This is a genomic window from Yersinia sp. 2553 StPb PI, assembly GCF_052217105.1.
In the GTDB taxonomy this organism is placed as follows: Bacteria; Pseudomonadota; Gammaproteobacteria; order Enterobacterales; family Enterobacteriaceae; genus Yersinia; species Yersinia enterocolitica_E.
The window spans coordinates 176,283-191,432 of record NZ_JAZGPX010000001.1 but is presented as its reverse complement, the minus strand read 5'-3'; the positions used below and the strand labels follow the sequence as shown (position 1 = coordinate 191,432).

The following is a 15,150-nucleotide window of genomic DNA, read 5'->3' as shown; positions in this document are numbered from 1 at the left end:
ATTCGGATTTAGATAAAAGCGCCTCTCGTCACTGACTTCCTCAGGCAATCCGCACACTTTCTGGCATCCCTGCACGCGTCATTTTGTTTAAGGCACGGATCATGGCCATAGTTTCTCCAACCTGCGCATCGTAATCCCTCAACGTAAGATGCCCACCAAACAGCTGTTTTACGCGGTACATCGCCGTTTCGGCCACTGAACGCCGGTTATAAGCCGTGTGCCATTTCCAGTACGCATTGCTCCCAGTAAGCCGTTGCCTCGCCACCGCCTGATTTCTGTCGGCATACTCCACCGGCCAGTAGCCGGCGCGCGTTCGCGGCGGGATAAGCGCCTTAATTTTCTTGCGCCGCAACTCGTCGTGGCACCGCTTTGTGTCATAAGCCCCGTCGGCACAGGCAGCCCTGATTTTCCTGTGCGTCTGACGGATAAGCCCCGGGAATGCCTCTGCATCAGTCACGTTGTTTAGGGACAGGTCAGCGCAGATAATCTCATGCGTATCAGCATCCACCGCCAGGTGCAGTTTCCGCCAGACGCGGCGCTTTTCCTGGCCGTGTTTTTTCACCTTCCACTCACCCTCACCGAAGACTTTTAAGCCGGTGGAATCGATAACCAGATGGGCAATTTCACCGCGTGTTGGGTTTTTGAAAGGGATGCTGACGGATTTAGCCCGCCTGCTGACGCAGGAATAATCCGGGCAACGGAGCGGGAGCTTCATTAGGGTAAAGATGGAGTCAATGAATCCCTGCGCAGCGCGAAGTGTGAGGCGAAAAACGCGTTTGAGCATCAGAACGGTTGAAATGGCCAGCTCAGAATAACGTTGCGGACGACCGCGTAAAGACGTGTTGGGCTCGTCATACCAGGCCTGAATGGCCGACTCATCAAGCCAGAATGTCAGTGAGCCCCGATTGACAAGCGCCTTGTTGTAGGTGGCCCAGTTGGTGATTTTGAACTTTTGTTTTGCCACGTGATATCGCTGCAGGATCAGGAGTGTGGTGATCTGATCCTAACTACGGCCAAAAGTTCGATTTATTCAACAACGCCCAATGACTCTGGTATCTAACCATGTGCCATTAGCGACAGTTGTTATTTCTCCAAATGAGTATGAAGGACATTTTGCATTTGACCTATTATATAACAACTCGAGTGAAATACAGCCAAAGTCTTTAGCAACAGACAACCATGGTGTTAACAACGTAAACTTTGCCATTCTCGATATTTTTTCCTATCAGTTTTCACCACGCTATGCAAAATTCAAAAAAATATTTAATGAATTATTTGAAATTGTTTTAGATGAAGACCAGTTAATTATAAAATTGAAGAAACCATTTAACAACAAACTCATCATGCAGGAGTGGGGTAATATACAGCATATTATTTGTTCTTTGAGCCGAAAAACGGCGGTACAAAGTACAGTGGTTAAAAAATTATCGAATACTAAACGTAGCAGCAAAACGCTTGCAGCGCTCAGAGAATATGACCGGTTGATCAAATGTATTTACGTTCTGGACTATGCTGATAACAAAACGTTAAGACAATTTGTTCAGCAGGCGCTGAATAGAGGAGAGGCCTATCATCAGCTAAGAAGGGCTATTGCTTCAGTAAATGGTAATCAATTTCGTGGGGGGAGTGACTATCAAATAGATCAATGGAATGATTGTGCAAGACTGATAGCGAACTGCATCATTTATTATAACTCAGCAATCTTATCAGGACTTGTTGATAAATTTGAAAATCAGGGTAATGACAAGGCGATAGAAATGTTAGCTAATTTATCCCCGGTAGCCTGGGGGCATATTTTGTTAGGAGGGAATTATTCTTTTGAAGAGCAGGCGGTGCTCATTAATCTGGATAGTATTCTGGAAGATGTTGACCCATTAAACGATGAAGAAGACATAGACTCTACTTTAAATGACTAATATCATTATAATTCAAAGTGATATGACGTGAAGGTGGGACTTTTGGAGGAAATGATCACGGAACCCCATTAAGAACATAGTGAATTAAGAATAGAGTTTCAAGAATGGATTTCGAGAATCGCTAAGCCCTGAAACTACGTCATGCAAAAAACGACATATTCGATTCTCACAAACCACCGTTTTCTTTACTCAACTCATCGATGCGACTCAAAGTTTCAGGCCCGTTAAACAATATCAGGCTGCCAGTGCAAGCCGCTGGTCCATATCCAGCTCTATTCGGCCATACGGATTAACGTGTTGGTATATCAACGGCGTTAGTCCACGCCAGTCTTCTTCAGTCATTCGTTGGCGCCAGGCCGGCTCAGACAAAATATTCTGAATCAACAACGTATTGATATACACCAGACTGATTTGCAACAGATGCAATGACAGCATCGACAGTTCCTGCTCTGCTGTCCGGTTGCTGGTAAATTCACCATGCTCGCCATAAAAAATAAAATCATTGGCACTGTTCCAGTTTTCCACAACGTTCAGACCTGCATTAATTTCGCAGCGGAGAGACTCATCATGCAAATAACGGCAAAGGAAAATAGTTTTAATCGCCTTACCCAATTCAGCCAGTGCTTTATAGGTTGGATGTTGCGCATTGTTACGGGTGAAGCGCCGCAATATGGCCTCAGGTTCGGCCGTGCCGACCCTGAGTGCTGCCGTATATTTGATTATCTCGTCATACTGCTGCGAAATGAGTTCCCAGTCGATCCCCCGGGTTAAAATCGGCGTCAAATGAGGATACAAAGCAGCATCTTCTTTTTCGCACAAATTCAGTTTTTGCCTGGCAATACCTTTCAGGCGTGGCAACAGGTCAAATCCCAGCACGTAGCTGAATGCAAAGGCCACCTCACTTTGCCCATGGCTGTCAACATACTGGTGGTTGATTTCCATGTCAGTACAGTGCCGCAGGACGCCTTCCATCATAGCGGCCACTTCAGAGGAGGAGCAGCGCCGCAGTTGTGAATAAATGCATGTTGAGTGGGTATCCACATGCCAGTAAATCATTACGCCTCGCCCACCGTAACGTGCATGCCATTCAGTCATCAGATTTTGGTCATAGGCGCCGAATTTCCGGGAATCTGAGGCACAGGATGTGGTGGCATTCCCCCAGATATCGGGTTGGCGGATATGGAGAATTCCATTAACAATGTGTGAAATCGCACTACGTAGAGCGTCTTTGTTAATGAAACGCCGTTTGACGTAACGCAGTTCGTCATAACTGACACTGGGTTGCTGGCTGGCTACCCGCTTCAACCCGACATTGGTACCGAGGCCGAAAAGGCATAACAGCAGGCGACGTTGTAATATTTCTGGTTCAAGAACCTCCCGACTGGCAGAAGTTCGAAATACCGCTGAGAAGTTTTCACGTAAATCGACTTCTTTAATAATATCGATTAACTCCAGATCGTCCCACCGTTGGCCAATCTCACGCTTCAATGCCGTTGTATTGGGAGGTTCAATCTGTCTGTCCAGTGGCGTCAGATGGATCCTGTTCTTGCCCTGTTCCCTGAGACGAAGTTTGGCATTTTTCGGCAGACCATTATTGAGGGTGCTAAGCCACTGACGCATCGTCCCCTTGATATGGTCGATAAATATTTTCGCATCAGCAGGCACTTGCAGCATGAAATAGTACTTTTCCCGGTTGACGGCAAAATCGACAGGAAGATCCTCTGCCGGATCACGGTAACGATCGGCACCATCAACCCAAATCTCTTTATTGCGCAGACTTTTACGTAGAGCACGTAAGACACATATTTCATAGTTAATACGGTTTATTCGCTCTTCCCCGAGTTTGTTACTCACAACGACAATATTCCGCCATTTTTTCTGGATAATACCGTCAACGGGCACGTCACCCACAGCATAGAAATGCTGGTTGCTTGCCCTGTTTGCCTTAATAATCTGAATGGCATCAATAACGGGTCGATGCAAGGCATTACCAGACTGAAATTCAAGCCGGTCCAGTACCGGCATCAACATCCGGCGATAGTGACTACCGTAAGAAGAACGCATGGATTCATGTACTTCCTGCTCGGTATCTACCCCCAGAGTTTGAACAGTAGCCCGCCTACGGCGGGAGCTAAGACTCTGTTAGAGAATGTGTTTCTTCAGGCATCGTAGCTCGCTATAATTCCGTGTATGCACATACCTCGACCGGCAAAACTCCTCTTCCAGATTGATGATGGTTGGGGCCAGTTACTCACTAAACACGGTAACGTCGTCCCAGAATGGACCAAACTCGTCATCGAACGGATGCTTGCTTGCGGTACCGGGGCAATGGGCGTTCGCCGATATTGTTGTGCTTCCGCCCACTGTTCTCACACCAAATACTTCTGCCAAAGTTGCAAAAGCAAAGGGTGCAGCGCCTGTGGCATGAAGGCCACCGAGCAATGGATTGCTGAGCAACAGCATGTTCTCCCCGACTGTGAATGGCAGCACATTACCTTCACTATGCCCGATAAACTCTGGCCTGCCTTTGCCAACAACTGGCCTCTACTCAACAAACTCTTCGCCTGCGCCGCCAATACTCTGCTCAAATGGGCCAAAAAACTTGGTATCGAAATAGGCCTGTTTGTGGCCCTGCATACCTACGGTCGCCAGCTTAATCAGCATCCCCACATTCATCTGTCCGTCACCCGCGGGGGACTGTGTCTCAAACACGGTGTCTGGCGACCGGTTTACTTCAAAAAGAAAATCGTTGAACGTTACTGGCGTCAGGCCGTCATCGCCCTGTTGCGGGAAAGCTATGCAGAGCTGGACTTACCCGCTGCCGGCTATGAACACGTTCGGGATTATCGCGAGTGGTGCCAGTTTCTTGAGGTGCAGTTCCAGCGGCGCTGGAAAATCCACTTTGCCAAAAAGACAAAGCACGCCCGGCAAAACGTCAACTACCTGGGCCGTTATCTGAAACGGCCGCCCATTGCCGCCTCAAAGTTGCGCCATTACACCGGCGGAGCCGTTGTTCATCATTACTATGACCACCGGACTCAGCGGCACCGCACACAACGACTTAGCCAGGAAGAGATGCTGTGGCGCTATATCAGCCATATCCCGTCACGCCATTTTAAGATGGTCAGGTATTACGGTTTTCTGGCCAACCGCAAACGGGGTGAGTTATTGCCTAAGGTCTACACCGCCCTGGGGATTGAAATGAAGAAAAAACCGCAGAAACCGGGCTTTGCGTCGCTGATGAAACAATTTACCAATGTGGATCCTTACCAGTGCGTGTTGTGTGGTAGTCGGATGGTTTTTAACAGTGCGGAAGCCGGTATCCGTGCAGAAGAGTTATTGGCGCGACGTCGGCAGGAGTTCAAAACAGAGCGATGGTTGCGGCAGGCGGCATAGGGAAGATCTGCCTGAAATTTGGATTGGGCATCAAAATGGGGGTTATTTTAACCAATCGTCAACGTCGCGCTGCATGAGCTGACGAAACTCATGGCCCTATCACCCTATCTTGCCTCTAACCTAAGGGAAAAAAAGGGATCCAACTTCCTAACCATCGAGAACTAACCGTTAAAATTAACAACAAACTTCAGGTTTAACGACTAAGGTCAAAAATAAGAAATATATTCTATGTAATTCATAAGGATAAGTATAAAACTTGGGACTTATGGAGGAAATGGGCGCGGAACCCCAACCTGATGCACGCAGTGCATAGAAAGCGGCACACAGTTGCGACATGTTCCCCGATGTCGAACCGCTGAAGCCCGGCAGCGCCGGTGAGGATCATAAGAGATCCTGATACCTCCCCTGTCCTGATGAGCCATACAGGCTGACAAACAATTCTGTGGTCACACTGCAAAGAACCCCGGTGAGTGGTCAGTGTGGCGCGTAGCGACGCGCTGAGCGTGATTTCCGGGGCCTTGGCGGTTGGCACGCATAGCGTGACGAACGCTTAGGTTTGCAATGCATCTGTTCCCCTGCCCGACTTTAGTCGGGAGCTATCTATGATGTTGTTTATTCTCAATTGTTGATTATTGATTTGCCCTGAGCAAAGCGAGGGGAGCTACTTTGGAGAGCAGGCTTTAGCCGCTCGAAAAGTACTCCTCTTTTGAGAGGCTTATTTTGTTCAGGAATAACGTTCGAAATTAATGATAGTAATCAAACAGCTTACGAAGCTAACGACATCAATTCGAAGTTAATGGTGCAAATATTCAACACTCTCGACATTACGCCAATATCGCTCATGAATTCGGGGGGATAATGCAGAATGGGGCGTGACCTGGTGGCTAAATAACACTCGTTTTGTCCGGTTTCACCAACACAAAAACCGCGCCAGGCACGGTAAGGTTCATAATGTAGGAATATGGGGGTTAGACTATGCCGGCACGCTCAAGCAACTGTCGGTAATAGGCTTCGGGGTCACTGTGTTTAAGTCCAGGCTGTTCTTTCTGCAACGCTTGTTCTTGCATAACGACTTCATGCGTCATGACGGCCCCACTTGTTGACCATTTGACATACGCCTGATAATACGGATTTTGGCGTTTATGCTTCGCCTTGGCCAGACTGCGTATCTTTTGCTGTGTCTCATCGAGAATAAGATCGAGACGTTGAGTATTATCACTGTCGATTTCAGTCAGGCGACCTTCCAAAAGAGCCACTTTCTTTTGCTTCTCTTTTGCCAAATCAGGGCTAACAACCCAACGTTTGATTTGTTTTAAACGATTCCGTAAGGAGGGTTTGTCTTTCAGATCAATACCCATATTCTCAACACGTAGCAGGTGCCGTTCATATTTCTTGCGCAAGCTTTCAGTTAAACCGTTTTTTATCGCCCATGTTTTGAACTGGCCAAGCCAATGACGGATCTCTTCAACGGCAATGCCTCTGGAAATGAAGAACTTTTCAGTCAGCCACAACCTCAGCGGCTTATTCTGGCCACTGTCAGTATCTTTACCGTGAAGTGCTATCACATAGCCCAGCTGTTCTTGCACGGATAAAGCATGCAAAGGACTGTCGTAAGCTTTGCGACCGTTATCATAAATATGCAACATGCCCATCGCGGCAGCGATTTGTTCAAACGGAGCCATGATTTCAAACGGGTAGTCACTGTCTGGGTTGTAATCGCAATTGGCAGCCAGTGCCATTGACAGTGCAGTCAATGCTTCGCAGCTCTCTGAACGGGCAGAAATACGCATCGGTTTTGGCAAAAAGTGCGGATCATTACGTTTTGTGTAGGGCACATAGCCCTGACGACGTAATTCAATCAGCTCGTGATTACGGTGCCAATTGTGACTACTGATACGTGCAACCACCTTTGCTGCCATACCGCGAGGAACTGCACATGTCAGCGCTGGCGTATAACGCCGGTGAATCTTTGATGTACCTTTACGCAGCGTATTTGACTCACCGCGTCGGTTTAATTGTGGGGTGCTTTCAGGCTCGGCCAGAGCAAAGTTATTATCAGCCAAACCTACCTGTGCTTATGTTGCACAGTAGGAGTTGAATTTTCTTTCGCACAATTCTATACTCCCTGCATAGAGCAACAGCTTCTATACAGTTTTAGTGGGCCCCGTTAATCTTCTCTCGTCGCCAAACAGTCGAAGATTCTCGGGGTTTTTGCTTTTCAGGATTCAGCCCAAATAGCCTCAGAACCCATTCCCTGCCACCTTACGGCGTGGCCAACCAAAAAATTCTTTAACCGATCAGCAATCTAGCACTCACAAGCTAAAGTATCAAGAAAGTAAGCCCATCAGGATAAATTTCTGTCCAGTGCTTCACGCTCTATCAATCTAGCTATAACCTCTGCCTGAGTTAATCCATCTTGTGAGCACATGCTCATAAGAAAACTTTTCAGCTGAGGTTCGATGAAAACCTTAATCTCTTTATGAGTAGCTCTTTTCCGAGCAATAGAAATTCGCTGTTTTTCAGCATCACTGAGAGCATTCCCTTTTCTATAAGGGCGCTTCATTTTCGATGAGGAAGTATCTGTATTTACGGCTTGTGACATTTTTCTCCCCCAAGGATCTGAAAAGGATCGTTTGGTGAAGATTACTACAATTTCCGTCACTTGGCAGTACAAAATGCATTTATCACTCCCGTTGGCGCGGGATGGCGGTTCAAAATGCTGAGAAATGTGACTGCTCGAGTCTAGAGACTCAAACGCTCATAGGTTTGAAGCTGGGTTTAGCGTGAAATATCAGCACGACAAATGTCTTTTTTGGGCGATTAAATGGGCTGATCATCACCGCAGTTTGGGATGAGGCGGAACGCAGTCGAAGAGGTTCTGTCGCATTAAGGCGTCGTCAGGTAAAATGCTGTTTTTTTACGATGTTGCCTGCCCATGTCTCTCATTCGAAAAGCCTTCCGTCGTCTGCATTACCCCACTGATGTTATCGCTCAGTGTGTTCGCTGGTATCTCGCTTATGCCCTGAGCCTGCGTAACCTCGAAGAGATGATGGCAGAGCGCGGTATTCTTGTTGACCACTCCACTCTGCATCGTTGGGTTATCCGCTTGGTACCGTTGTTAGATAAGGTTTTTCGCCGACACAAGCGCACAGTAGGTCGGCGGTGGCGCATGGATGAAACCTACATCAAAATCAAAGGCCAGTGGAAGTATCTGTATCGGGCGGTCGATACAGCAGGTCACACCATCGACTTTTTGCTGACCGCCAAACGGGACTCTGCAGCCGCATTACGCTTCTTTCGCAAGGCTATTCGCCATCACGGCGAACCCGAGGTTGTCACTATCGATAAAAGTGGGGCTAACACCGCAGCTTTGGCCACGCTCAACGCGGACAAACCCGATGAGGAAGCGATTACCGTCAGGCAAAGTAAGTACCTGAACAACCTGATTGAGCAAGATCACCGAAATATCAAACGTCGGAGTCGACCGATGCTGGGATTCAAATCGTTTCGGCGGGCAAAAACGATCCTGGCCGGCATCGAACTGAGCAACATGATACGAAAAGGGCAATATCAACATCCGCAAAGTGAGGGATTGTCACTCGCGGAACAATTCTATTTGCTGGCTGCCTAAATAACCGACAACGCAACTTTGGCCAACTTCATGTCACTAATGCGACAAAGCCGTCATAGCTGCTGGCGGTGATGCCCGCGGTCCAGTAACCGAACGGCAGCGAGTAATGGCCGGTGAGGTTATTGGTGCCTTTGTCGCCGCGATTTTTTATTGAGCCACCCGCAGAGACATAAAACAGGTCACTCAGTGAAAGCGGGTTATCCAGAAACAGGGTTGCGCCACCTTGATAACGGCCGGTGCTGCGGGTGCCGGAGTCATCCAGTGAGGCCGCCAGCCGCCACATTTTGCGCTGCTGCCAGTTCAGGGCGATATCGGTCTCGCCGGGGGCATCACCCGGGATCAATTCCATACTGGCTTGCACGGTGGGGACGCGCTGCAGGTTCTCCAGTCCTTGCTCGATATCACGCAAATCCAACAGGTTACCAGGGCGGGCAGGGAAGGCACTGAACAACGTGACATGGCGGTCACTGCCGGGCGTCAGCTCAACATGGCGTATTTTGCCGGGCACCACGTGTAACGCCAGCGTGCCGCGGTTTAAGTCCTGCTGCGGGGCCAGTACCCGGGTGGTGACATAGCCATGGTCGATCAGGCGGTTTTGTATCTGGCTCATCAGCAGGTTAATGCCCTGGCCGCCCAAACACTGGCCTTGCGCCTGATTGGCGATACGTTGCAGTGGCAACCAGCGAGGTAATGGCTCTGCGCCACTGATTTTTATACGATCAATGGCAAAGCAGGGGTGCTCAACCGGGAAGACAATACGGCCCAAAGAGGCCGCTGGCGCTGATAAGCGCACATCCGGTGTTGCGGGGGCCAACCGCTCTTCCAGTGCCCGTTGCCGGGCCTGTTGATGAATACTTTGCTCAACGGGGGGGAATTCCGCGCCATAACTGGCGAGCGGAATAAGGGTTATGGGCAATATTGTGCTCACCATGGATAGGCCATAGCAGAAACGGGACATCAGGAATGCCTTTGCCCCAGAATATGGGGAGAGTGATAGACTATAATTTGAGGCTATTCTGCCTGTCGCGGTGTTATTTTCAACCTGTTTTTGATGAGACTAAATATCCCAGGAAAATAATCAATCAATCTTGTGGGAAATATCTGACAATAAAGTCATTGCGTGGGAAATATCGCACATAGAAGACAAGTTAAGTGAGAAATATCTTATTTATGAGTCAGGGTGAAGTATCAATAGCCGATGAGGTCCAGCAGAAGCGAAGCTGCAAAAACGACATTTATCTTAACTGGGGCGACTATTAACAACACATCTAGCCAAGGATATACCCGATCCTTAACTGTTTGCGGGCAAAGTTCAACATCCATGTTGAATCATTCAACGTTGAAGCGTTACCCTTGGTTTCTTTCTTGGTATGAATGATAGAAGTACAAACCAATCAGTCCAATGGGTGCAATGAAAATGGCAAAAGCCCAACATAGTGCCATCATTATAAATTTTGTCATGAGAAATAATATGGCGTTAGTCCAGAATCTATTATCCCCAATGATAGAGTTTATTAGGGTTTCATATACAAATCGTGAGTATGGGTATAGCAACGTACTAATAGCGAAAATAAATAGGGGCGGGAATTTCATCGGGGTCGTTGAGGTGCTTATTATCCATACAAAGGCCCCGAAGAACAACATACCAAAGAGGAAATTTCTAATGTAGTACTGCTTAGATAATCCGCCAATACTCTTTTTAATAAAATTGTTCATATACACAGTCCATTGAGTTAAATCCATTTACAAAAAATGAATATAAATTATAGCGGGCACCAATCCCAGGTATTTTCTAACCCGCATCGGTGTTAAAGCATACGTTGCCGCTACTGCTTACCCCCACAATACGGTTGGAGTACGCTACTGCATAATAGAAGCCAGGGTCACAAGTGCCGCAGCCCCTAAATGTGCAATTTCGTCAATTCCGGTTGCCCCTCCCTCTTCTATACTTATCCTCCCCTTTGGGATTTACCTGTAGAGTGCCAAACTCGGACTCTTCGCCTGTTTATCGCTGCGACCCCTGTTATAATAGGCTATGCCTCAGCGGGTTACCGTTCGTCTGAAGGCAGGGGCGCGGGGTGTTTCGGGGGCGTCACGTCCCGCAGAGTCCCCGTGTTATTGGCTTTACCCCTCTCCCACCGGAAACTCCCAAAAAATACCCGTTTTTAAAAATGTCCGATCACCGATTTAATTTCGCTACTTTCAACAGTCACTTTGGCTTTGTTCACTATCCGTATAACTGTTCTTTCAGATACACCCGTGAGCCTTGCTGTATCCCTGATACTTTGGCCATTTTTGATGCGCAGCTCTATTATTTTCTCATGCAGAAGGCGATCTGCCTGTCGTCCCTTAAATTTCCCCGCCGCTTTGGCTTTGGTTATCCCCTCTTGCTGGCGCCGGCGTCGGTCACTGTAATCTTTCCGCGCAATAGCCGCTAACATATCCAGCATCATGCCATTGATGGCTGTCAGCATGGCCAGAGTAAACTCATCAGGTGCATTCAGAGTCAGTGCCTGATGACTTGTGGGTAGATCCAGGCTGACAACAACAAGCCTTTTTTCTTGGATAAGGTATTTTAGTTTTTGCCACCCTGCTTCATCCAGTCTCGATAATCGGTCAACTTGTTCGATAAGAATAATGTCACCCGGGGCGGCATCATCGAGTAACCGTAAAAGTTCTGGCCGCTGGAGTGACGCCCCTGACACATTTTCGGTGTACCAGCTGGCCATCCGAAAACCTTTCTCTTCAATAAAGGCTTTCATCCGGTTTTTGGCTCGGAGTGCGTCTTGTTCTTTCGTCGAGGCGCGGAGATAGCCGTGAATGTACATTTTTTGCCCATAAGTGACTTTTAGGTGATGATCATAATGTACATGACAGATAGGTGATGATCCAATGGGGAAATGACCATAATTTTAACTATGACATTAGGGTATAAATGTCATAGATTTTGGGCAGGATGAAATTCATGTATATCTTTGTATTACTACTTTGAATTAAAAAACTAACTGGCACATTAAAATAGATAGACTTATAATGAATGTAAGATTATGTCTTACGTGAGGTATTTATGGCTAGGACAATGACAGTAGATATTGGTGAGGAACTTCGCGACTTCATAGACTCGCTGGTTAGCTCAGGTGATTATAGAACTCAAAGCGAAGTGCTCCGTGATGCTTTGCGTTTATTGCGTGAAAAGCAGGCTGAATCCCATTTACAATCATTACGGGACTTATTGGCTGAAGGTGTGAGTAGCGGTACGCCAGAAACCTGGAACAAAGATGTATTCCTGCAGAGAATAAAGGAAAGGGTTAATCTGAATGAAAGAGATTAATCTGACACCGAAAGCAATTGATGATTTGGAAAATATTTGGCTTTATGGCCAGATACAATTTGGTTTAGCCAAGGCGGATGAATATGTCGCTCGCTTTTCTGACATATTTGATATTTTGGCCAGACATGAAATTGGTACACAACGATCTGAGTTGGGTGAAAATATTTTTTCTCTTCCTATTGAAAAGCATGTGATTTTCTTCGTTCCATCCGAGTCTTCTATCACTGTAATTCGTATTCTTAATCAATCACAGGACGTAAATCGTCACATTACCTGGAGATAGAACTGCATCCTGAGTACAAGGGCTGAACGATGTCCTGATTACTCTTGACCCAAAACCAAACAATATCGCTAGTTTCAGAAACGTTATATCAAAATCCATTTATGCTGCTCTATATCAAAATGTAGCGACCTCACCCCTTAAGAATATCTCAGATTTCGTGTAGCGCAATCGGCATTCTTGTATACGGACTCATTCTGAAATGAGGATCTGAAACTAAAGATAAAAATCATCTTGTCTTTAAGTAAATATTTTACATAAACGTCTATATGTAGCATTATTGTATGTATACTTAAATGCTACATGTTGAGGTGTTTTGTGTCGGTAAATACTAAACAAATCTATAGAGTGGCCGAGCGCTCTGAACATATGCTCACTCTTCTGACCAAACAGATTAAGGAACAAAAGGAAGAGCTGGAAGAAACAACTTATTTCCAGACTTATGCCAAGGCTGCTGTTGCCAAATTACCTAAATTGACACGTGCAAGTGTTGACTATGCTGTCACCGAAATGGAAGAGCAAGGTTACACGTTTTTGAAGAAACCGGCTGGAACATCTATAAAATATGCAATGTCACTGCAAAATATTATAGATATATATCATCATCGTGGTGTTCCTAAATACAGTGATCGCCACGATGAAGCCTTCACTATTTTTGTTGGTAATTTGAAAGGTGGTGTATCGAAAACAGTAAGTTCGGTTTCTCTTGCTCATGGATTACGTGCCCACCCTCACCTACTTTATGAAGATTTAAGAATTCTGGTTATAGATCTTGATCCTCAATCTTCAGCTACAATGTTTCTAAATCACTCTCGTTCTATTGGGGCTGTAGATACAACCTCTGCTCAGGCAATGCTACAGAATGTCACCCGCGAAGAACTTCTGTCTGAATTTGTCATTTCTTCTATTGTGCCGGGAGTTGATGTTATCCCTGCTTCTATTGAAGATGCATTTATTGCATCGCAATGGAAAGAACTGTGTACCGAAAATTTGCCTGGCCAGAATATCTATACCGTTCTTAAAGAGAACATTATTGATAAACTCAACAAGGATTATGATTTTATCTTTATTGATAGTGGCCCACATCTCGATGCTTTCCTGAGTAATGCCATTGCTGCATCTAACTTGCTTATGACTCCGATCCCCCCTGCTCAGGTCGATTTCCACTCCACTCTAAAATATCTCACTCGTCTTCCTGAACTCATTGAGATGATTGCAAAATCAGGGGCTAAGTATCCCCTTCAGGGCAATATAGGATTTATGTCTAAATTGCAGAATAAATCTGACCACAAGCTTTGTCATAGTCTGGCCAAAGAGATATTTGGGGGTGATATGTTGGATGTGGCCCTACCACGGCTTGATGGTTTTGAACGATGTGGCGAATCTTTTGATACGGTTATTTCCGCCAACCCCTCTACCTATGTTGGTAGTAGTGAGGCATTAAAAAATGCTCGTGCTGCAGCGGAAGATTTTGCTAAAGCTGTATTCGATCGCATCGAATTTATTCGGATGAACTGAGGTAACCCATGACAAAAAAACGCCCAACCATCGGCCGGACATTTAGTGGTTCTCCTTTGTCCAATATATCAACTGATAATTATCGTCAAATATTCACTCTTTCCTCAGGGAAAAAAGCTGTATTCATGTTCGAAACCATTCCGGAAGAGGATATTGCTGAACGTTCATTTGTATCTCTGGCCACAAATGGCAGAGATCAAGCGGGTGTCACGGAGGAATCACTTCAGGACATTATCAGAACCATTCGTCTTCAACAATTTTTCCCGGCAATTGGACGTATAATTGATGGAAAGATTGAAATTCTCGACGGTTCACGTCGCAGAGCTGCCGCATTGATTTGCCATGTCGATCTCAATGTCTTGGTTACTCAGGATGATATTGATATGGATGATGCGAGAAAACTCGCCGCTGATATTCAAACCGCAAAAGAACATAATTTACGTGAGATTGGATTAAGGCTTTTACTTCTCCGTGATTCAGGCATGAACCAGAAAGAGATAGCCCAATCTGAACGCTTATCTCCCGCGAAAGTTACCCGAGCTATTCAGGCCGCGTCGGTACCTGAGATGATGTTAGAGCTTTTCCCTGTTCAATATGAACTAACCTATCCAGATTATAAATTATTGCTCGATATTGATGAACAATTACGGCTGCGTAGTCTCGAACTAGAGACATTTGTTGATTCTGTTAGGAAGCAAATAAAAACAATTTATAATGCCAGTGAACTAGTCTCTGATGAACTGAAAAATGAAATAATCAAATCGTTCCGACATGTTTTAGACGAAATTTTAGCTAAACCAGGAAAACAGGCTGCTGTTGTTGAAAAATTATGGGACTTTGAAGAAAAAGATAAATACGCTAGAAAACGTATAAAGGGGCGCGCTTTTAGCTATGAGTTTAGCCGTTTGCCAAAAGAGTTGCAGGTAGAACTTGACCGACTTATTTTGCACACAATGAAGAAACATTTATCACAGTAATTCTATCAACTCAGTGGCGATTTCAGCCTGAAATTGCCACTGAAATCAGTGCTGTAATCTGCTTATTTTCTTATCCAACCATAAAAGTTCGCCATCGAATA

At 46.0% G+C, this 15,150-nt stretch carries 10 protein-coding genes and 3 pseudogenes; 7 read left to right on the top strand and 6 right to left on the bottom strand.

Features of this window, described 5'->3' with window-relative positions; translation table 11 throughout:
- Positions 1–40: 40 nt before the first annotated feature.
- Positions 41–964 (bottom strand): IS5 family transposase, encoded by a 924-nt coding sequence (locus tag V2A84_RS00920; protein WP_226717630.1) that lies wholly within the window; start codon positions 962–964, stop codon positions 41–43.
- 79 nt (positions 965–1,043) lie between these two features.
- Here V2A84_RS00920 and V2A84_RS00915 point away from each other — a divergent pair.
- Positions 1,044–1,916, top strand: a pseudogene (locus tag V2A84_RS00915) (Tn3 family transposase); the annotation flags it as partial.
- Positions 1,917–2,150: 234 nt separating this feature from the next.
- Here the strand turns inward: V2A84_RS00915 and V2A84_RS00910 are convergent.
- A pseudogene (locus tag V2A84_RS00910) lies at positions 2,151–4,025 on the bottom strand (Tn3 family transposase); the annotation flags it as partial.
- An 81-nt stretch (positions 4,026–4,106) separates the two neighbouring features.
- Between V2A84_RS00910 and V2A84_RS00905 the strand changes: the two are divergent.
- Positions 4,107–5,312: an IS91 family transposase gene (locus V2A84_RS00905; protein WP_442848495.1), complete on the top strand. Its 1,206-nt coding sequence runs from the start codon at positions 4,107–4,109 to the stop codon at positions 5,310–5,312.
- Positions 5,313–6,280: 968 nt separating this feature from the next.
- Here V2A84_RS00905 and V2A84_RS00900 read toward each other — a convergent pair.
- Both V2A84_RS00900 and V2A84_RS00895 read right to left on the bottom strand, forming a co-directional pair.
- On the bottom strand, positions 6,281–7,375 hold the full coding sequence (locus tag V2A84_RS00900; RefSeq protein ID WP_442821525.1) for a Replication protein: 1,095 nt from the start codon (positions 7,373–7,375) through the stop codon (positions 6,281–6,283).
- Between the two features lie 281 nt (positions 7,376–7,656).
- On the bottom strand, positions 7,657–7,914 hold the full coding sequence (locus V2A84_RS00895; RefSeq protein WP_442821524.1) for a replication regulatory protein RepA: 258 nt from the start codon (positions 7,912–7,914) through the stop codon (positions 7,657–7,659).
- 333 nt (positions 7,915–8,247) lie between these two features.
- Here V2A84_RS00895 and V2A84_RS00890 point away from each other — a divergent pair, with 333 nt between their 5' ends.
- Positions 8,248–8,943: an IS6 family transposase gene (locus tag V2A84_RS00890; RefSeq protein WP_442821523.1), complete on the top strand. Its 696-nt coding sequence runs from the start codon at positions 8,248–8,250 to the stop codon at positions 8,941–8,943.
- Between the two features lie 52 nt (positions 8,944–8,995).
- On the opposite strand, the pseudogene V2A84_RS00885 reads toward V2A84_RS00890, so the two are convergent.
- Together V2A84_RS00885 and V2A84_RS00880 are read right to left on the bottom strand one after the other, a co-directional pair.
- Positions 8,996–9,901, bottom strand: a pseudogene (locus tag V2A84_RS00885) (ShlB/FhaC/HecB family hemolysin secretion/activation protein); the annotation flags it as partial.
- Between the two features lie 1,207 nt (positions 9,902–11,108).
- Positions 11,109–11,771 (bottom strand): recombinase family protein, encoded by a 663-nt coding sequence (locus V2A84_RS00880; protein WP_420073677.1) that lies wholly within the window; start codon positions 11,769–11,771, stop codon positions 11,109–11,111.
- Positions 11,772–12,010: 239 nt separating this feature from the next.
- Here V2A84_RS00880 and V2A84_RS00875 point away from each other — a divergent pair, with 239 nt between their 5' ends.
- From V2A84_RS00875 to V2A84_RS00860, 4 genes are all read left to right on the top strand, one after another.
- Positions 12,011–12,274, top strand: coding sequence for a type II toxin-antitoxin system ParD family antitoxin (locus V2A84_RS00875; protein ID WP_050147638.1), 264 nt, complete (start codon positions 12,011–12,013; stop codon positions 12,272–12,274).
- Positions 12,261–12,557 (top strand): type II toxin-antitoxin system RelE/ParE family toxin, encoded by a 297-nt coding sequence (locus V2A84_RS00870; RefSeq protein WP_050883276.1) that lies wholly within the window; start codon positions 12,261–12,263, stop codon positions 12,555–12,557. The genes V2A84_RS00875 and V2A84_RS00870 overlap by 14 nt, the downstream gene beginning before the upstream one ends.
- A 300-nt stretch (positions 12,558–12,857) precedes the next feature.
- Positions 12,858–14,072 (top strand): AAA family ATPase, encoded by a 1,215-nt coding sequence (locus V2A84_RS00865; protein WP_442821537.1) that lies wholly within the window; start codon positions 12,858–12,860, stop codon positions 14,070–14,072.
- An 8-nt stretch (positions 14,073–14,080) separates the two neighbouring features.
- Positions 14,081–15,049, top strand: coding sequence for a ParB family protein (locus V2A84_RS00860; protein WP_442821536.1), 969 nt, complete (start codon positions 14,081–14,083; stop codon positions 15,047–15,049).
- Positions 15,050–15,150: the final 101 nt, after the last annotated feature.